An 18,643-nucleotide genomic window follows, 5' to 3' on the forward strand; every position below is an offset into this window, starting at 1 on the left:
GCCAGCTCCTGGCACACACATGCGGAGGCCCTAATCTCTACGCATGCGTAATGGGGGTACACCAGACGGCGGGCCCCACACTCTTGTCGACGGCCGGTACGAGCTGCAGCGCCCGCTGGGCCGTGGCGGTATGGGCGTGGTGTGGGAGGCGTACGACAACCGGCTGGGCCGCCAGGTCGCCGTGAAGGAACTGCTGTTCCGGGGTGCGGTCGATCCCGACACCCAGGCCCAGTGGGTGGAGCGGGCGCGGCGCGAGGCGCGGGCCATCGCCCGGATCGGGCACGAGCACGTGGTGGCGGTGCACGACGTGATCGAGGCCGACGGCCAGGTCTGGATCGTGATGGAGCAGGTCAATCCGCGCTCGCTCGCGGACCAGCTGCAGGAGCGCGGCCGGCTGGCCGCGCTGCAGACGGCCAGGATCGGCCTGGAGGTGCTGCGCGGGCTGCGGGCGGTGCACGCGGCGGGAGTGCTGCACCGGGACGTGAAGCCGCACAACATCCTCTTCCGCCGGGACGGGCGCGCGGTGCTGATGGACTTCGGCATCGCGACCTTCGAGGGCGCCGCGCAGGTGACCCGGCTGCACGAGCTCGTCGGCACCCCCCGGTACCTGGCACCGGAGCTGTGCGCCCCGCACGGCACGGCGCCGCGCGAGGCCACCCCCGCCGCCGACCTGTGGTCGCTCGGGGTGACGCTCTACGAGACGGTCGAGGGGCGCGCGCCCTTCCGCGGGCCGACCCCGTACGAGGTGCTGGAGGCGGTGCGCGAGAGCGAGCCGCCGCCCATGACGTACTGCGGGCCGCTGCGGCCGCTCATCGACGGCCTGCTGGTGAAGGACCCGCTGGCGCGGTTGACGGCGCAGCGGGCCGAGCAGCTGCTGCAGCACGTGGCGCAGGAGACCCCGCAGTACGCGACGTCGTTCTACCCGGAGGACGGCCACACGCCGGTCGCCGAGCTGCCGTGGAGGGACGGCGACAGCGTCGCCGGCGGCGTCGACACGGGGCCGCTGGGACCGGACGACCTGCCGGGCCCGACCGCTCCGGCCCCTCCCCCCGAGACCTCCGGTGCGGCCGGTTCCGGCCCGGGTCCCGACTCCGCCGCCGCCCCGCCACGGCGCCCCGCCGCCCGGTTCCGCGGCCGGCGCGCCTGGGCGGCCGGGGCGCTGGCGCTGGTGGTGCTGGCGGCGGCCGGCTGGTTCGCCGTGGACCGCCTCACCGCGTCCGCCGGCCCCTCCCTCGGCAGCTCGGAGACCCTGCGGGCGGCCCGGGAGCGCGGCTACCTGCTGGTGGGCGTGAAGGGCGACCAGCCGGGGCTCAGCGAGCGCGCCGCGCAGGCGCCCGGCGGCTTCCGCGGGTTCGACATCGACATCGCGCGGGCGGTGGCCAAGCACCTGGGCTTCACCACGGTGCGTTTCGAGGTGGTCAACACCCAGAGCCGCGAGTACCGGCTGAGCACCGGGCAGGTCGACCTGATAGTGGCCAGCTACTCGATCACCCAGGAGCGCAAGGAGACGGTGGACTTCGCCGGTCCGTACTACGTGGCGGGACAGGACTTCCTGGTGCCGGCCCGGTCGACCGGCGTGAACGGCGTCGCGGACCTGGACGGCCACCGGGTGTGCACCGTGCAGGGCTCCACGCCGGAGGCGCGGCTGCGCACCGGGTACCCGCGGATACTGCTGGAGCCGCGCGCCTCGTACGGGCTGTGCGTCGCCGACCTGCTCTCCGGCAGGGTGGACGCGGTCTCCACCGACGACGTGATCCTGGCCGGCTACCGGGCGCAGCACCCCACCGAACTGCGGCTGCTCGGCGCCCCGTTCGGCCGCGAGCAGTACGGCGTGGGCCTGCGCCGGGGCGAGCCGGCGCTGCGCGGCGCGGTGTGCGACGCCATAAGGGAGGAGATCGCCTCGGGGCACTGGAAGTCGTCGTACACCACGTATCTCAAGCCGCTCGCCCCGAAGGAGCTGGCGGACCAGCTGCCCCCCGACCAGACGGAGTGCGGCTAGCGGCATCGGTCGGGGGCGGGCGGAACGCGGGCGGCGGCGCGGGCAGGTGTCACCGCGCCGAGCGCGGCACCGTAAGCGTCACCGCGAGGCCGGTGGGCTCGTTCGCCGCGAAGGAGAGCCGGCCGCCGCTCTGGGCCAGCAGGACGCGGGCGATGGAGAGTCCGAGCCCGGAGCCGTCGATGTTCTGGTGGCGGGGGCTGCGCCAGAAGCGGTCGCCGATCCGGGCGAGCTCCTCCTCGGTCAGGCCGGGACCGCCGTCGGAGACGGTGACGGCCACCTCGTCGCCCTCCCCCGCGACCAGCACCCGGACCCGTCCGCCGCGCGGCGTGAACTTCAGCGCGTTGTCGATGACGGCGTCCAACGCGCTGGACAGCGCGATGGGATCGGACCAGCCGGTGACCGCGGTCTTGCCCGCGTATTCCAGGGCGACGCCCTCGCGCGCGCCGACCGGCCGCCACGCGCCGAGCCGCTCGCCGACGAGCGCGGCGATGTCGACGAGCGCGAGGTCGGCGTCCGCGTGCTCCGCCAGCGCCAGGCCGAGCAGGTCGTCCAGCACCTGGGCGAGCCGGCGGCCCTCGTCCTGGACGGAGGCCACCTCCTGGTTGCCTTCGGGAAGTTCGAAGCCGAGCAGCTCGATCCGCAGCATGAGTGCGGCCAGCGGGTTGCGCAGCTGGTGGGAGGCGTCGGCGACGAAGGCCCGCTGCTGTTCCAGCACCTGCTCGACGTTGTCGGCCATCTCGTTGAACGACCGCGACAGCCGGCGCAGTTCGGGCGGCCCGCCGGCCGCCGCGACCCGGGACTTCATCCGGCCGGTGGCGATGTCGTGCGTGACGCGGTCCAGGATCGCGACCGGGCGCAGCACCCAGCCGGTGAGCCGGAACGCGAACAGCACCGCGATGGCCATCGCGGCCAGTTCGCCGGCGCCCAGCAGCAGCCAGCCGTGCAGGATGCGCGAACGCAGCGCCCCGGTGGGCGACTCGGTGAGCACCACGGCCACGACGTCCCCGTCGCGGATGATCGGTGAGGCGACGGCCAGCGTGCGGCGCTGCCAGGGCCACACCTGCCGCGGGTCGTGGCTGCGGCGGCCGGCCAGCGCCGCGCTGTAGGCGGCGTTCGCCTCCCCCGCCGCGGGCAGCCGCCACTGGGCGGGGGCGACACCCATCGCGGTGCCGTCGCGGTAGAACACCCCGGCGCGAATGCCGTACAGCTCCTCGTACCGGCTGAGTTCCGAGCGCAGTACGTGCAGCCGTTCGTCGTCGCCAACGGCGCTCGCGGACTGCGGCGTGCGGGCGGTGACGAACTGGGCGAGCGACGCGAAGCGCGCGGTGTCGTCGATGCGGTCGACGACCACCCGCTGCTGCTGGGCCGCGGCCATGCTGGCGGCCAGCGGAAAGCCCAGCGCCAGCAGGACGCCCGCCATCAACGCGAGCAGCAGGGGGAGGAGACGCGAGCTCAAGCGGGGTCCTGGGTCTCAGGCGGCTGGGACGACGAGCCGGTAACCGACCCCGCGCACCGTCTCGATCATGGACGGCATCCGCAGCTTGGAGCGCAGCGAGGCGACGTGCACCTCCAGGGTGCGCCCCGTCCCCTCCCAGCTGGTGCGCCACACCTCGCTGATGATCTGCTCGCGGCGGAAGACCACCCCGGGCCGCTGCGCGAGCAGGGCCAGCAGGTCGAACTCCTTGCGGGTGAGCGCGATCGGCTCGCCGCTCACCATAACGCGGCGGGTGGGCAGTTCGATGTCGACCGGGCCGAGCCGCACGCTGCCCGACGGCGGCCGCTCGGCCGCGCCGGCCTCGGCGCCGCCCGACGGCCCGGGGGCGGCGGCGGACTCCGCGGGCCGCAGCGGCGGCCGCCGGCCGACCGCGTGGATCCGGGCGAGCAGCTCACCGGTGTCGTACGGCTTGACGACGTAGTCGTCGGCGCCGAGGTTCAGGCCGTGGATGCGGGACCGCACGTCGGCACGCGCGGTGACCATGATGACGGGGGTCGAGGTGCGGCGGCGGATCCGGCTGCACACCTCGAAGCCGTCCTGGTCGGGCAGGCCGAGGTCGAGCAGCACGCACCCGTACGACGGGCCCTGGGCGGGCAACAGCGCGCGCAGGGCCTCCTCGCCGCTGCGGGCGTGGGTGACGTCGAAGCCGTGCTTCGCGAGCACGGCCGACAGTGCGGCGGCGACCCGGTCGTCGTCCTCCACCAGCAGCAATCTCATCGGTTCACCCTCCTTTCCCACATCAGCGTCGATTCGTTCACCGTCCGGACCCGCGCCGTCGGCCGGCGTCCGGTACCTACCCGGAATACACCCCGACCGGCGAGGGGCGCGTCAAGTGGGCACCGGTGCCTGCCCCGGACTGTTATCCAGCCGGTACGCACGGCAACGCAGGGCGCATCGGCCGTGGCGGAGAGTATCCGAATCGTGATGCTCAAGTTCAGCTCAGATGTAATGACGCTCGTCATCATGCATCACTAGGGTCTGCCGAACCGACGAGGATGGAGCACACGCCGATGACCGAAGTCTCAGTGACCAAGGACGCCGCGCCGGCGACCGACGACCTGGTCGTACTGGGTGGCGTGAACAAGCACTTCGGCGCCCTGCACGTGCTCCAGGACATCGATCTGACGATCACCCGCGGTGAGGTCGTGGTCGTCATCGGTCCTTCGGGGTCCGGCAAGTCCACGCTGTGCCGCACCATCAACCGGCTGGAGACGATCGATTCGGGCTCCATCACCGTGGACGGCAGGCCGCTACCGCAGGAGGGCCGGGAACTGGCCCGGCTGCGTGCCGATGTGGGCATGGTCTTCCAGTCCTTCAACCTCTTCGCGCACAAGACCGTTCTGCAGAACGTGATGCTCGGACAGGTCAAGGTCCGCAAGACCGACAAGAAGGCCGCCGAGGACCGGGCCCGCCAGCTGCTCGACCGGGTCGGCGTGGGCGTCCAGGCGGACAAGTACCCGGCGCAGCTCTCGGGCGGCCAGCAGCAGCGGGTGGCGATCGCCCGCGCGCTGGCGATGGACCCGAAGGTCATGCTCTTCGACGAGCCGACCTCCGCGCTCGACCCGGAGATGATCAACGAGGTGCTGGAGGTCATGCAGCAGCTCGCCCGGGACGGCATGACGATGATCGTCGTCACCCACGAGATGGGGTTCGCCCGCTCCGCCGCCAACCGGGTCGTGTTCATGGCCGACGGACGGATCGTCGAGGAAGCGACGCCGGAGCAGTTCTTCAGCAACCCGCGCAGCGACCGTGCCAAGGACTTCCTCTCCAAGATCCTCCACCACTGACGCTGCCCGACGGCCGTCCGCTCCCGCACGCGGCCGGCCCGCACGACAGCCGCCAACGGCTGAAACCGGGCTTCACGCTCGACGACCGACGCTTGACGATGCACTGACCGACGACGCACTGACGACTGACGACGCAAGGGATGTCCCCATGAATATCCGTAAATCCGCCGCCGCCGGGCTCGTCGTCCTGGCGCTGACCGCATCCGCGACCGCCTGTGGCGGCAAGGAGGGCACGCCGGACGCGCCCGGTGCCAAGGCCACCACCGGTGCCAACGCCCCCAAGCTGCCGACGTACGCCGCGAAGACGGGCGTGACGATCGACTCCGCCGTGCTGAAGAAGGCACAGCAGCGCGGCAAGCTGGTCATCGGCGTCAAGGCCGACCAGCCGTTCCTGGGCTTCCAGCCGCCCGGCACCAACGACCGCAACGGCTTCGACATCGAGATCGCCAAGATGGTCGCCGCCGACCTCGGCTTCGGTGCCGACAAGATCGAGTGGAAGACCTTCGACTCCAGCCTGCGCGTGCCGGCGATCAAGAAGGGTGACGCGGACTACTACGTCGGCACCTTCACGATCAACGACGCCCGCAAGAAGGACATCTCCTTCGCCGGCCCGTACTACATCGCCGGCCAGGACCTGCTGGTGGCCAAGACCAACACCGACATCACCGGCCCGGACGCCCTCAAGGGCAAGAAGGTCTGCAGCATCACCGGCTCCACGCCGCTCGAGCGGATCAAGGACCCGAAGTACGGTGCCACCGTCGTCGCCCTCGGCAAGTACTCGGACTGCGTGCAGCAGCTCCAGACCGGCCAGGTCGACGCGGTCACCACGGACGACGCGATCCTCAAGGGCTACGCCGCGCAGGCGCCCGGCAAGTTCCGGGTCGTCGGCAAGACGTTCTCCCAGGAGCCCTACGGCATCGGCCTCGCGCACGACGACAAGGCGCTGCGCGACGCGATCAGCGACGCGCTGAAGGCGCACCAGGACAACGGCGACTACAAGAAGGCCTACGACGCGACGCTGGGCCTGTCCGGCGCGCCGTACACCGCGCCGCCGGCCCTCGACCGCTACTGATCCGCCGGCCCGCCGGCCGGCCCCGGTCCCGTCGTTCCCACGGCGGTCCACCGGTGGCCGGCCGGCGGGCCGCAACGCCCTCGTGAGGCCTACCTCGATGCTGCTTCCTGCCGGGGCGCGACCCGTCGTACCCCCCGCACGCCCTGGACCGACGATGCCCTCCTGGCCCTGCCAGCCCCCAGCGAACCGGCGAGGTGAGCCGCGATGAACGTGCTGTTCGACAATTTCGCCCTGTTCCGCCAGGGGTTCTTCGGGACGCTGTCGCTCACCGGCGCCAGCGCGGTGCTCGCCCTGCTGCTCGGGGTACTCATCGCCGCGTTCCGGGTCTCGCCGGTGCCTCCGCTGCGGGCCTTCGGCACGCTGTGGGTGACGCTGCTGCGCAACACCCCGCTGACCCTGCTCTTCCTCGTGGCCACGTTCATCGTGCCCGAGGTCGTCGCGACCGGCCTCAGCTCGTACCAGCTGGCGGTGCTCGCCCTCGGCTTCTACACCTCGGCGTTCGTCTGCGAGGCGGTGCGCTCCGGCGTCAACACCGTGCCGCTCGGCCAGGCCGAGGCCGCGCGCAGCATCGGGATGACCTTCAGCCAGATCCTGCGGCTGATCATCCTCCCGCAGGCGGCCCGTACGGTCATCGCGCCGATCGGCAGCCTCATGATCGCGCTCACCAAGAACTCGGCGATCGCCGGTGCGTTCAGCGTCACCGAGCTGTTCTCCACCCAGAAGCTGCTGAGCGACGAGGGCTTCAACCTCACCGTGATCTTCATCTGGATCGCCCTCGCGTACCTGATCATCACCTTTGCGATCAGCGGCCTGTTCCGGCTGCTCGAGAACCGGCTGGCGGTGGCCCGATGACGGCGAGTGTCCTGTATGACGCCCCGGGACCCCGGACCCGGCTGCGCAACCGGATCTACACGGTCCTCGGCAGCCTGGGTCTCGCCGGGCTGCTGGTCTTCGCGGCCATGCGGCTGGAGTCCAAGGGCGAGTTCAAGTCCTACATGTGGGACCTGTTCCAGTACTCCGGGGTCCAGCAGCAGATCACCGACGGCATCGTCGCCACCCTCAAGGCGTTCGCGCTGGCGGCGGTCTTCTCGCTGCTGCTGGCCACCGTGCTGGCCGCCGGACGGCTCTCGGACCACACCCCGATCCGCCTGGTCGCCTCGTCGGCCGTGGAGTTCTTCCGCGCACTGCCGCTGATCATCATGATCTACCTGCTGTGGGCGACGGTCTTCGAGCCCTTCTGGGCCCTGGTGATCGGCCTGACGCTCTACAACGGGTCGGTCCAGGCGGAGATCTTCCGGGCCGGCATCAACGCCGTCCCCCGGGGCCAGGGCGAGGCCGCCTACGCGCTGGGCATGCGCAAGACCCAGGTCATGCTGACCATCCTGGTCCCGCAGGCCGTCCGGGCCATGCTGCCCAGCATCATCAGCCAGCTCGTGGTGACCCTGAAGGACACCTCGCTGGGGTACCTCATCGCCTACACCGAGCTGCTGTACGTGGGCCGCATCCTGGCGGGGAACACGCCGACGCCCGGCAACTACCCGTACTTCCAGGTGCTGCTCGTCATCGGCACGATCTACATCGCGATGTGCATGCTGCTGTCCGCCGTGGCCACCTGGGTCGAGAAGCGCGCCCGGCGCAGCCCGAAGGGGGCGCCGCCTCCCACGCCGGAGGCCGAGGCGCTGGTCGCCACCGCGGAGTGACGCGTCGGCGCTCCCGCGCTGTGGAACTGACGGTGCGTCGGTGGGTCGCCGGTGGGTCACGGGCGGCCCACCGGTCACTGAAGTGACGGTACGTCGGCTCATTCGGTGACGGTGCGTCGGTTCGCACCGCGCCGACGTTCCGCCGTCACTTGACGCACGCACTCGCAGTGGATTGCATACGTATCGTGACTGCACATCTTCCGGGGACCGCCCTGTGGACCCGGTGATCGTCGCGGGGGCGGGCCCCACGGGCCTCGCCCTCGCGCTCGCTCTGGCCAAACGCGGTGTCCCGACCATCGTCCTCGACGAAGCCGAGGGGCCGGCCGACGCCCGTGACGACCTGCGCCATCCCCGCACCACCGTCCTGAGCGCCGACACCGCCGCCCTGCTGGAACGGCTCGGCTACCCGCGGGTGTACGCGGACGGCACCACCTGGGCCGGCTGGCGCACCCTGCGCCGGCGGCAGGAGGTGCTGCGCATCGACTTCGACCCGGGGGCCGAGGCCCGGTCCGGGGGCGGGTCCGGACCCGCGTCCGAGTTCGAGTCCGCGTTCGAGGACGAACCCGTGGAACCGTCGCCGGTGCACATCTCCCAGCACCGGCTGGAACGGGGGCTGCGGGAGACCCTGCACGGCCACGGCCTCGTGCGGATCGTGACCGGCTCGCGCGTCGACGAGATCGACGAGGACGCCACCGGTGTCACCGTGCACACCCGCGGCGCCGACCGCACCTGGTGGCGCGGCAGCTACCTGGTCGGCTGCGACGGGCCGCGCTCGACCGTCCGCAAGCTGCTCGCGGTCCGCTTCCCCGGCAAGACGGCCGTCGACCGGCACGCCGTCGCCGCGCTGCGCGTCGACCTCCCCGAGCCCGGCGTGGCGCTGCTGCACCGCGATCCCCCCGGCCTCGGCACCGGCCAGGAAGTGACGGCCCGCCCGCTGCCCGACGGCCTGTGGCGGTTCGACTGGCTGCTGCCCGGCCGGGGCGAGGTGCTGACCGCCGACGAGCTGGTGACCCGCGTCCGCTCGATACTGACCACATGGTGCGGCAGCGTCGTGCCGTACGAACTGGTCGGCTCGGCCGAGTACCCGGTGCACCAGCGGCTCGCCCGCCGCTGGCGGGTGGGCCGGACGTTCCTCGCCGGCGACGCCGCCCACCTGATGGGCGCGCTGGGCGCCCAGAGCGTGGAGGAGGGCCTGCGGGACGCCGAGAACCTCTCCTGGAAGCTCGCGATCGCCTGGCACGACGGCGCCTCCGACACCCTGCTCGACAGCTACCAGGCCGAGCGGCGCGAGGCGGTCGGGGCCCGGCTGCGCGCCACCGACCAGGCGCTGCCGCTGGTGCGGGCCGGCGGGGCCTGGACCGCGGTCCGCCACACGCTGCTCTCCGGGTCCGCCCGCGGGTACGCGGAGCTGCTGACCGACAGCCATCTCGGCCGGGGGCCGGTCGCCTCCCCGCCGGTATACGGCCGCTCGCCGCTGGCGCTGCCCGCACCGCGGCCGGGAGGGGGCGGCACCGGCGGTGGCAAGACCGTCGGCTCACCGCTGGTCGCGACCTGCGCCACTCCCCCGGGCGGGCTGGTCGTCGACGTGCCGGTGACGGCGCTGGACGGCTCGACGGGCCGCCTGCGGGACCGGCTGGGCCAGAACCTGCTGGTGATGCTGATCGCCCCGGGCACCGGGGTGTGGGACAGCCGGCACTGGCTGACGGCCGGCCTGATGCCGCGGCTCGCGTCGGCGGTCGCCGCGCTGCCGATGCGCGCCGAGCTGCTCGTGGCCGAGGCCTACCCGGGCGCGACGGCCCACAGCGTGCTGCTGATCCGCCCGGACGGCCACCTCGTGACGGCCATGGTCGGCTGCCGTCCCGCGGAGCTGTACTCCTACGCGGACCTGGCCCGCGGCGGCCCCCCGCACCGGACCGCCCCCCAGGACGACCCGGTCGGCAACCGGACACCCTGACGCCGTACCGGCGACCGCACCGCCCGGGCGGAAACGCCCGGGCCCGCGGAGACCGCGGTGCCCTGCCCGCGGGCACCGTCATCCCAGCGGGTGGTACTCCAGGACGTCCGGTTCGTCCTGGCCCTCTTCCTCCAGAGCCCTGCGGACCACCCGGAGGGCGAGCCCCTCCGGGTAGCCCTTGCGGGCGAGCATGCCCGCGAGGCGGCGCAGCCGCTTGTCACGTTCCAGCCCCCGCGTGGTCCGCAGTTTGCGGTCCACCAGCTCGCGGGCCCGCTCCTCCTCCTGGTCGGAGTCGAGCTGGGCCACCGCCTCGGTGACCAGCTCCGCGTCCACCCCCCGAGTCTGCAGCTCCCTCGCCAGCGCCCGGCGGGCGAGGCCCCGCCCGCGGTGCCGGGACTCCACCCAGGCGTTGGCGAACGCCTGGTCGTCGATCAGGCCGGCTTCCTGGAACCGCTCCAGCAGCTGCTCCGCCACGTCGTCCGGGATCTCCCGCTTGCGCATCGCGTCGGCGAGCTGCTTCCGCGTGCGGGGGTTCCCGGTGAGCAGGCGCAGGCACAGCGCCCGCGCCTGCTCCTCCGGGCTGAGCGGCGGCTCTTTCGAGGCCCTCGACTCGGAAGAGCCGCCGCGATCGGGGTGCCGACTCGCCATGGCCTCAGGCCTTGGCCGCGGTGGCCTTGGTCGCCTTCACCGTCTTGGGCGCCGGGACCTCGGCCTTGGGAGCGGCGGTGTCGGCCGCCCCACCCGCCGCGTCGGCTCCCGGCTCGGCGCCGGGGGCCACGGCCCGGACACCGATGCCGAGCTTTTCCTTGATCTTCTTCTCGATCTCGTCGGCGAGGTCCGGGTTGTCCTTGAGGAAGTTGCGGGCGTTCTCCTTGCCCTGGCCGAGCTGGTCGCCCTCGTACGTGTACCAGGCACCGGCCTTGCGGACGAAGCCGTGCTCGACACCCATGTCGATCAGGCCGCCCTCCTTGCTGATGCCGTGGCCGTAGAGGATGTCGAACTCCGCCTGCTTGAAGGGCGGCGCGACCTTGTTCTTGACGACCTTGACGCGGGTCCTGTTGCCGACCGCGTCCGTGCCGTCCTTGAGGGTCTCGATGCGGCGGATGTCGAGCCGCACGGAGGCGTAGAACTTCAGCGCGCGGCCACCGGTGGTGGTCTCCGGCGAGCCGAACATCACACCGATCTTCTCGCGGAGCTGGTTGATGAAGATCGCCGTGGTGTTGGACTGGTGCAGCGCACCCGTGATCTTGCGCAGCGCCTGGCTCATGAGCCGGGCCTGCAGACCCACGTGCGAGTCGCCCATCTCACCCTCGATCTCGGCCCGCGGCACGAGGGCGGCCACGGAGTCGATCACGATGAGGTCGATCGCGCCGGAGCGGACCAGCATGTCCACGATCTCCAGCGCCTGCTCGCCGGTGTCCGGCTGGGAGAGCAGCAGGTTGTCCGTGTCGACGCCGAGGGCCTTGGCGTACTCGGGGTCGAGCGCGTGCTCGGCGTCGACGAACGCCACCGTGCCGCCGGCCTTCTGCGCGTTGGCCACCGCGTGCAGCGTGAGGGTCGTCTTGCCGGAGGACTCCGGCCCGTAGACCTCCACCACACGGCCGCGCGGGATGCCGCCGACACCGAGGGCCACGTCCAGGGCGGTCGACCCGGTGGGGATGACGTCGATGGGGTCGTTCGGCTTGTCGCCCAGGCGCATGACCGCGCCCTTGCCGAACTGCCGTTCAATCTGTGCGAGCGCGGCGTCCAGCGCCTTCTCGCGGTCGTTACCTGCCATGGGCTCCACCCGGGATGTTTGAGTCGATCGCTTCACGTCCATGACGCTAGTCCCTGCCACTGACAATGCGCCTGGACGTCGCTCCGAGCTGTGGAAAACCTCCGTGGAGAACCGGCCCGGACCACCCATCAGAATGGATGTTCGATTTGCGTGTCAAGCGACACGCTGGGCCCCGGACGCACTGTCCGATCCCTCACGTCCCTCACGTCCGACGCCGCCTCCGCAGCCACGGCCGCCGCCGCGGCCCGTGCGCCCGGGGATCCGTCACCTCGTACCGCTTCACGTACGCCCCGAAGAACCCCTGCAGCGTCGCGGTCACCGGGATAGCGACCAGCGCGCCCACCGCCCCCAGCAGCGAGGTGCCGGCGATGACCGACCCGAAGGCGACGGCCGGGTGGATGTCCACGGTCCTCGCCGTGATCCGCGGCTGCAGCACGTAGTTCTCGAACTGCTGGTAGACCACGACGAAGCCCAGCACCCACACCGCGTCCCACGGATCCTCGGTGAACGCGATCAGCATCGGCAGCGCGCCCGCCAGATACGTCCCGACCGTCGGCACGAACTGCGACACCAGCCCCACCCACACCGCCAGCGCCGGCGCGTACGGCACCCCCAGCACCTGCAGCAGGACGTAGTGCGCCACGCCCGACACCAGCGCCATCAGCGCCCGCGAGTAGATGTACCCGCCCGTCTTGGCGACCGCGATCTCCCAGGCCCGCAGCACCTCCGCCTGCCGGGCCGGCGGCAGCACCGAGCACAGCCCCCGGCGCAGCCGCGGCCCGTCGGCCGCGAAGTAGAACGCGAACAGCGCCACGGTGAACAGCTGGAAGACGATCCCGAGGACCGTGGCCGACAGCCCCCACACGTTGCCCGCGCTGTTCTGCAGGTAGTTGCGCACCCAGTCCGAGTGCAGGACGTTGTCCTGCAGCGTCCCGACGTCCAGCTGCGTGTGGAACGTCCGGTTGACCCACACCACCACGTCGTCGACGTACTGCGGGAAGTTCTGGCCGATCGTCGTGATCTGGTCCACGAGCAGCGAGCCGAGCGCCACCACGAACGCCCCGATCGCGAGGCACGCCCCCAGCAGCACCACCCCCGTCGCCGCCCCGCGCCGCACCCCGCGCGCCGCCATCCAGCCCACCGCCGGCTCGATCGCCAGCGCGCCGAAGAACGCGATCAGGATGTTGATCAGCAGCCCGGTCAGCTGGTGGAACGCCCAGCCGGCCAGCTGGAAGCAGCCCGCCAGCACCAGCGCGAGCACCATCGCGCGCGGCAGCCACCGCGGCATCCGCGCACGGGGAGCCGACGGCTCCTCTTCCTGGACGCTGCTCCCACCGGTTCCTGACACGCACCCCAGTCTGGACGCGATGACCGAAAAGTCCGGGATCAACCCTCCGCGGACTCAGCGCCGCCCGGCCGGCACGTCCATCGCCGTACAGACCGCCCGCCACACGTCCCTGGCCTCCCACCCCGAGTCCAGCGCCTCCCACACGGTCCGCCCGCCGAGCTCCGCCATCACATGATCCCGGGCGAAGGAGTCCGCGTACCCCTCCCCGAACTGCACCCGCATCCGCTCCCAGAACACCGTCAACTTCATGCCCCCAGTATCCCGCGACGCGAGTGGCGGGAACGGGACGGGGTGGGCCCGGGGCGAGGTGCGGGGCGGGTGGGTGGGTGCTGGAATGGGCGCGGGGGTGGTGCGGCTCGTCGGAGGAGAGGTGATGGGCGCAATCCCCAGCACGCGGCACCACCGGCGGCTCCTGGTGAAGTGCCTGCTCCGCTCGGCGGCCTCGGCCGCGCTGCTCACCTGGCTGTACTACCTGGTGCCGCTCGACCGGGAACTCGGCGCCACCAGTGCCGTGCTGCTCGTCCTGGGCCTGGTCGCCTTCGGGTGCCTGGTCGTCCGGCAGGTCACCGCCGTCACCCGTGCGGCGTATCCGGGGCTGCGCGCCGTCGAGGTGCTGGCCACCGCCGTGCCGCTGTTCCTGCTGCTGTTCTCGGCCGCGTACTACCTGGTCGCCAGAGACCGGCCGGCGTCGTTCTCGGAGCCGCTGACCCGGACGGACGCGCTGTACTTCACGGTCACGGTGTTCGCGACCGTGGGATTCGGGGACATCACACCCCTCAGCCAACCCAGCCGGGTGCTGACCACGGTGCAGATGGTCGCCGACCTGATCATCGTGGGCCTGATCGCGAAGGTCCTCTTCGGCGCGGTCCGGATCGGGCTGCGGCGGCGGGACTCGTCGGCGGACTCCCCGCCGGAAACCCTGGAGGACGGCCCATGAACGAAGCGAAACCCCGGCCGGCCGAACCGGGGGCGGCGGATCCGCTGCGGGGCCTGCTGCTGGCGCCGGGCTACCTCAGGACGCTCGTCCTCTGCGCGCTCGTCGGCATCCCGGTGTCCCTCGCCGCGTTCTGGTTCCTCGTCGGGATGCACCAGCTGGGCCACCTGCTGTGGGCCGACCTTCCGCAGGCCTGGGGCTGGGACGCACCCCCGTGGTGGTGGCCGCTGCCCCTCCTCGCGATCGCCGGCGTCTGCGTCGGCCTGATCGCCACCCGGCTGCCCGGTGGCGGCGGCCACATCCCCGCCGCCGGCCTGCACACCGGCGGCGCCTCGGCCGCCGCCCTGCCCGGTGTGCTGCTCGCCGCAGCGGCGAGCCTGCCGTTCGGCGCGGTGCTGGGGCCCGAGGCGCCGCTGATCGCGCTCGGCAGCGGCCTGGCGCTGCTCTTCCGGAACCTCGTCAGGAGTGCGGCGACACCGCAGAGCACGGCCCTCGTCGGCGCGGCCGGCGCCGCCGCGGCCATCGCCGCCATCTTCGGCAACCCGCTGATCGCGGCCGTGCTGCTGATCGAGGTGGCCGGGGTCGGCGGACCGCAGCTGTTCGCCGTCATGCTGCCCGCCCTGCTGTCCAGCGGGGTGGGGGCGCTGGTGTTCACCGGGTTCGGCCGGTGGACGGGGCTGCAGACCGGCAGCCTGGCGCTGAAACTGCCCGGCCCCCTGCCGCGGCTGGACGCGCCGGACATCCTCTGGACGCTGCTCCTGGCCGTGGCCATCGGCGTCTTCGTGCACTTCGTGCTGGGCGCTGGCCGGCTGACCGCGGCGTTCGTCCCGGTGCGGACGCTCCCCCGGACCGTGCTCTGCGCACTGGCCGCGGGCGGCTGCGCCGCCCTCTACGCGCTGATCACCGACCGCGCGCCCGACGAGGTCGCCTCGTCGGGACAGGCGACGCTGACCGCGCTGGCCGCCGACCCGCACGCCTGGGGGATCGGCGCGCTCGTCGCCGTCCTGCTGCTCAAGGGCGCCGCGTACGCGCTGTGCCTGGGCAGCCTGCGCGGGGGGCCCATCTTCCCCTCGCTCTTCCTGGGCGCCGCCGCGGGCGTCCTGTTCTCGTCCCTTCCCGGCCTGGGCTTCGTGCCGGCCCTCGCGGCCGGCATGGCGGCCTCGGCGGCGAGCGCCCTGCGGCTGCCGGTCAGCAGCGTGGTCCTGGTCAGCCTGCTGCTCGGCGGCTCCGCGATGATGCCCGTCGTGATCCTGGCGGCCGTCGTCGCCTTCGTCACCACCGAGCTGCTGCCTCCCTGGCCCCGGATCCCGGCGGACGCCGGAGCGCCGGCGGACGCCGAGGCGCGGCAAGGCGCGGCGAAGGCCTGAGCGGCGGCCGCGCGCGTCAACTTCGGGGCGGCGGAATCCCGCACACGGGGGCTGGGTGTCGCACGGCCGGGTGCACCCTTGCATCAGGCGTATGCAGTGCGGGAAAGGCGCCCTACTGTGCGGGCATGCCAGGAACCCCCCTCGCGCGCGCCGAGCACTTCGTGTGGCTGACCGCACGCGTCCTCGAGCAGCGCAGGTTCACGTACTACTTCCTCGACGACTCGGACGCGGCGGTCGACGCGGTCGAGACCGCGCTGAACGCGTACCGCAACAACGACGGCGGCTTCGGGCACGCCCTGGAGCCGGACCTGCGGGGACCGGTGAGCCAGCCGCTGCACACCGCGCACGCGCTGCACGTGCTCGACGGGATCGGACGCTGCGGCGGCCAGCGCGCCGAGCGGGTGTGCCGGTACCTGACGGAGGTCTCGACCGTGGAGGGCGCGCTGCCCGCCGTGCACCCGTCGCTGCGGGGCTACCCTGCCGCCCCGTGGATCCCGGTGACGGAGGCGCCCGGGGGCGCGCTGCTGGCGACGGCCCCCGTGGTGGGCGTGCTGCACGCCAACGAGGTGTGGCACGCGTGGCTGTTCCGGGCCACGGAGTTCTGCTGGGCCGCGATCGAGGCGCTGGAAGCGACGCACCCGTACGAGGTCCAGGCGGCCGTGGCGTTCCTGGACGCCGTCCCGGACCGGGCGCGGGCCCGGGACGCGGCCCACCGGCTGGGGAAGTCGGTGCGCGACCAGCAGCTGGTGGTGCTGGAGCCGGACCGCGCGGACGACTGCCCGCTGCCCGCCGGATACGCGCCGGGCGAGCACCACTTCGCGTACGACTACGCGCGCGCCCCGCAGTCGCTGGCCCGGCAGTGGTTCAGCGACGACGAGCTGGAACGGTCGCTGGACTTCCTGACGGCGGAGCAGGGCGACGACGGCGGCTGGCCGATGCGGTGGCGGGCGTGGGCGCCGGGCACCCGGCTGGAGTGGCGGCCGATCATCACCATCGAGGCGCTGCGCACGCTGCGCGCCTACGGCCGTCCCATCATCTGAGCCGCCGGGCCGGTCAGCCGGTCAGCCGGTCAGCGCCCGTACGGCGGCGGTCACCAGGACCGCCGCGGCGATGACGACCAGGAACGGCGCGCGCAGCAGCAGCGCCACCGCGGCGGCGGCCAGCCCGGCCGCGCGGGCGTCGACGACGAGCTTCAGCTCATCGGTGCCGAACGTCTGCAGCGCGGTGAGCGCGGCCAGCAGGGCGAGCGGGACGAGGGCGGCGAGCCGCTTCACCAGCGGCCGCTCCAGGATCCCGGCCGGAACGGACAGGCCGAGCAGTTTCACCGCGTAGCAGCCGAAGGCGGTCACGCCGATGGCGATCCAGGTGGTCATCAGTGCTTCCCCGTCCGGAGTGCGGTGTCGGTCGTGGCCGTAGCGTCGGTGATGTCGGTGGTGTCGGTGGTGTCCTGGCCGGCGGTCGTGGCCGCCGCGTCCTCGCGGGCCGTTCCGCGGCGTGCCGCGATCAGGACGACCGGGGCGGCGAGGGCCGCGACGAGCACCGGCACCCCGGCGGGCAGCAGGGGCAGGCAGGCCAGGGCGAGGACGACGGCGAGCCCGGCCACCATGCGCTCGCGCCGGCCCTTCAGCATGGGTGCGAGCAGCGCGAGGAAGACGGCCGGGCCCGCCGCGTCCAGCCCCCACGCCGCCGGGTCGCCCAGCGCCGAGGCGCCGAGGGCGCCCAGCAGCGTGGTCAGGTTCCACAGCAGGTAGATGGTGGCTCCGGTGACGGTGAAGCCGATCCGCGCGCTGCGCCGGTCGGGCTGCGCGAGCGTCACGGCGGAGGTCTCGTCGATCACCCACTGGGCCGCGAACGGGCGCACCGCGCGCGGGAAGCGCAGCAGCTGCGACAGCCGCAGGCCGTAGAACGCGTTGCGCGCGCCGAGGAAGAACGCGCCGGCCGCCGCGGCGAACGGGCTGCCGCCCGCGCCCAGCGCGCCGACCAGGGCGAACTGCGAGGCGCCGCTGAAGACCAGCAGGGAGAGCGCGCAGGTCTGCGCGACGGTCAGGCCGGCTCCGGCCGACGTCACGCCGAAGGCGAACCCGGACAGGCCGACGGCGACACCGACGGCCAGCGCGTCCCGGACCACGGCGGACGTCGGCCGCGCGGCGGCCTCCGATGCCCCCGATGTCTCCGGCGCCTCCGACCCCCCGGGCCGCTCCCCGGCCTCCGCGCTGTCCGGTCCCCCGCTGTCACCGTGTATGCGTGCTGCTCGTGTCACTCGCCGAACGTTACGGAGCGGGGTCCTCACCCGTCTTGTACGTTCTTGCGCGTTCGCGACGGTAGGCGCCCGGGGGCACGCCCACGATCCGGGTGAAGTGCCGGTTCAGATGCGGCTGGTCGGTGAAGCCCACCGCGAGGGCCGCCTCGGCGGGCGCGGTGCCCGTGTCCAGCATCCGGCGGGCCGCGCGCACCCGCTCGCCGGTCAGCCAGGCGTGCGGCGGCAGCCCGTAGGCGCTCTTGAACGCGCGCAGCAGCGCGAACGGCTTGGTGCCCAGTTCCGCGGCCAGCTGGTCCAGCGTCGGCGGGGAAGCGATCCGCTCGACGAGCAGCTCCCTGGCCCGCCCGGCGGCGAGCGCCCCCGCGGAGGGCAGCGCGCCGGGCGCCGCCGTGTCCGCGCCGTAGCGGCGCAGCAGCCGGGCGACGGCCACCCGCAGCAGGGTGTCGGCCGCGAGCGCGTTGTCGCGCTCCGCGGCGGCGTGGATGTCCGCGATCAGCCGTGCGCAGTCCGGGTCGTCGAGGACGGTGCCGGTGAACGCCGGGGTGCCGTGCCGGCCGGCCGTCTCGGCGGCGACGGCCGCCACCACGTCGACGCTCGGGTAGAGGACGCGGTAGCTCCAGCCGTCCTCGGTCCCCGCGTACGCCGAGTGCGGGGTCTCGGGATTGATGAGGACGACCCCGCCCGCGCCCGCGCGCAGGTCGCCGCCGGGCATGCCGATGCCCTCGACGCCCCGGGTGACCGCCGCGATCACGTATCCGTCGTGGGAGTGGCGGGAGAACGTGTGGCTGACGTACCGCGCGCTCAGCAGGTCCACGCCCGGCAGCTGCGGGTGCTGCCAGTGCCGTGCCCGCTCGGGTGCCGGTTCGCGCCGTGCCATGCACCCATTCTGCCGACGGGCCCGGAGCCCCGCGCGCGGGTCCCGGGGGCGGCCCCGCACGCGGGTCCCGAGG

At 73.0% G+C, this 18,643-nt stretch carries 18 protein-coding genes; 9 read left to right on the forward strand and 9 right to left on the reverse strand.

Annotated elements, in window-relative coordinates; genetic code table 11:
* The first annotated feature begins 43 nt into the window (after positions 1-43).
* On the forward strand, positions 44-1,999 hold the full coding sequence (locus ABZ721_RS24450) for a bifunctional serine/threonine-protein kinase/glutamate ABC transporter substrate-binding protein (protein ID WP_358790812.1): 1,956 nt from the start codon (positions 44-46) through the stop codon (positions 1,997-1,999).
* A 49-nt stretch (positions 2,000-2,048) separates the two neighbouring features.
* On the opposite strand, the gene ABZ721_RS24455 is transcribed toward ABZ721_RS24450, so the two are convergent.
* Both ABZ721_RS24455 and ABZ721_RS24460 read right to left on the reverse strand, forming a co-directional pair.
* Positions 2,049-3,455, reverse strand: a complete 1,407-nt coding sequence (locus ABZ721_RS24455) for a HAMP domain-containing sensor histidine kinase (RefSeq protein ID WP_358790813.1) — start codon at positions 3,453-3,455, stop codon at positions 2,049-2,051.
* 15 nt (positions 3,456-3,470) lie between these two features.
* On the reverse strand, positions 3,471-4,211 hold the full coding sequence (locus tag ABZ721_RS24460; RefSeq protein ID WP_358790814.1) for a response regulator transcription factor: 741 nt from the start codon (positions 4,209-4,211) through the stop codon (positions 3,471-3,473).
* Positions 4,212-4,504: 293 nt separating this feature from the next.
* Here ABZ721_RS24460 and ABZ721_RS24465 point away from each other — a divergent pair, with 293 nt between their 5' ends.
* From ABZ721_RS24465 to ABZ721_RS24485, 5 genes are all read left to right on the forward strand, one after another.
* Positions 4,505-5,281: an amino acid ABC transporter ATP-binding protein gene (locus ABZ721_RS24465; RefSeq protein WP_358790815.1), complete on the forward strand. Its 777-nt coding sequence runs from the start codon at positions 4,505-4,507 to the stop codon at positions 5,279-5,281.
* A 148-nt stretch (positions 5,282-5,429) separates the two neighbouring features.
* Positions 5,430-6,353: a glutamate ABC transporter substrate-binding protein gene (locus ABZ721_RS24470; protein WP_358790816.1), complete on the forward strand. Its 924-nt coding sequence runs from the start codon at positions 5,430-5,432 to the stop codon at positions 6,351-6,353.
* 204 nt (positions 6,354-6,557) lie between these two features.
* Positions 6,558-7,205 (forward strand): amino acid ABC transporter permease, encoded by a 648-nt coding sequence (locus ABZ721_RS24475; RefSeq protein WP_358790817.1) that lies wholly within the window; start codon positions 6,558-6,560, stop codon positions 7,203-7,205.
* Complete coding sequence (locus ABZ721_RS24480) at positions 7,202-8,053, forward strand: amino acid ABC transporter permease (protein WP_358790818.1); 852 nt, start codon at positions 7,202-7,204, stop codon at positions 8,051-8,053. The genes ABZ721_RS24475 and ABZ721_RS24480 overlap by 4 nt, the downstream gene beginning before the upstream one ends.
* A 214-nt stretch (positions 8,054-8,267) precedes the next feature.
* The gene (locus tag ABZ721_RS24485) at positions 8,268-10,007 is read left to right on the forward strand and encodes an FAD-dependent monooxygenase (RefSeq protein WP_358790819.1); all 1,740 of its coding nucleotides are present in this window, start codon (positions 8,268-8,270) and stop codon (positions 10,005-10,007) included.
* A 78-nt stretch (positions 10,008-10,085) separates the two neighbouring features.
* On the opposite strand, the gene recX is transcribed toward ABZ721_RS24485, so the two are convergent.
* The 4 genes from recX to ABZ721_RS24505 all read right to left on the reverse strand — a co-directional run bounded on the left by recX (position 10,086) and on the right by ABZ721_RS24505 (position 13,381).
* The gene (gene recX, locus ABZ721_RS24490) at positions 10,086-10,655 is read right to left on the reverse strand and encodes a recombination regulator RecX (RefSeq protein ID WP_358790820.1); all 570 of its coding nucleotides are present in this window, start codon (positions 10,653-10,655) and stop codon (positions 10,086-10,088) included.
* Between the two features lie 4 nt (positions 10,656-10,659).
* On the reverse strand, positions 10,660-11,784 hold the full coding sequence (recA, locus tag ABZ721_RS24495; RefSeq protein WP_358790821.1) for a recombinase RecA: 1,125 nt from the start codon (positions 11,782-11,784) through the stop codon (positions 10,660-10,662).
* A 202-nt stretch (positions 11,785-11,986) separates the two neighbouring features.
* Complete coding sequence (locus ABZ721_RS24500) at positions 11,987-13,072, reverse strand: AI-2E family transporter (RefSeq protein WP_358790847.1); 1,086 nt, start codon at positions 13,070-13,072, stop codon at positions 11,987-11,989.
* Between the two features lie 114 nt (positions 13,073-13,186).
* Positions 13,187-13,381: a DUF3046 domain-containing protein gene (locus tag ABZ721_RS24505; RefSeq protein WP_358790822.1), complete on the reverse strand. Its 195-nt coding sequence runs from the start codon at positions 13,379-13,381 to the stop codon at positions 13,187-13,189.
* A 124-nt stretch (positions 13,382-13,505) separates the two neighbouring features.
* Here ABZ721_RS24505 and ABZ721_RS24510 point away from each other — a divergent pair, with 124 nt between their 5' ends.
* From ABZ721_RS24510 to ABZ721_RS24520, 3 genes are all read left to right on the forward strand, one after another.
* Positions 13,506-14,069 (forward strand): potassium channel family protein, encoded by a 564-nt coding sequence (locus ABZ721_RS24510; protein ID WP_358790823.1) that lies wholly within the window; start codon positions 13,506-13,508, stop codon positions 14,067-14,069.
* Positions 14,066-15,433, forward strand: a complete 1,368-nt coding sequence (locus ABZ721_RS24515) for a chloride channel protein (protein ID WP_358790824.1) — start codon at positions 14,066-14,068, stop codon at positions 15,431-15,433. Before ABZ721_RS24510 ends, ABZ721_RS24515 begins: the two co-directional genes overlap by 4 nt.
* A 125-nt stretch (positions 15,434-15,558) precedes the next feature.
* Positions 15,559-16,473, forward strand: coding sequence for a hypothetical protein (locus tag ABZ721_RS24520; RefSeq protein WP_358790825.1), 915 nt, complete (start codon positions 15,559-15,561; stop codon positions 16,471-16,473).
* Between the two features lie 21 nt (positions 16,474-16,494).
* On the opposite strand, the gene ABZ721_RS24525 is transcribed toward ABZ721_RS24520, so the two are convergent.
* From ABZ721_RS24525 to ABZ721_RS24535, 3 genes are all read right to left on the reverse strand, one after another.
* Positions 16,495-16,806, reverse strand: a complete 312-nt coding sequence (locus ABZ721_RS24525) for an AzlD domain-containing protein (RefSeq protein WP_358790826.1) — start codon at positions 16,804-16,806, stop codon at positions 16,495-16,497.
* Positions 16,806-17,561, reverse strand: coding sequence for an AzlC family ABC transporter permease (locus ABZ721_RS24530; RefSeq protein WP_358790848.1), 756 nt, complete (start codon positions 17,559-17,561; stop codon positions 16,806-16,808). The genes ABZ721_RS24525 and ABZ721_RS24530 overlap by 1 nt, the downstream gene beginning before the upstream one ends.
* A 142-nt stretch (positions 17,562-17,703) precedes the next feature.
* Complete coding sequence (locus tag ABZ721_RS24535; RefSeq protein ID WP_358790827.1) at positions 17,704-18,570, reverse strand: AraC family transcriptional regulator; 867 nt, start codon at positions 18,568-18,570, stop codon at positions 17,704-17,706.
* Positions 18,571-18,643: the final 73 nt, after the last annotated feature.

This window comes from Streptomyces sp. NPDC006733 (assembly GCF_040636125.1).
GTDB lineage: Bacteria > Actinomycetota > Actinomycetes > Streptomycetales > Streptomycetaceae > Actinacidiphila.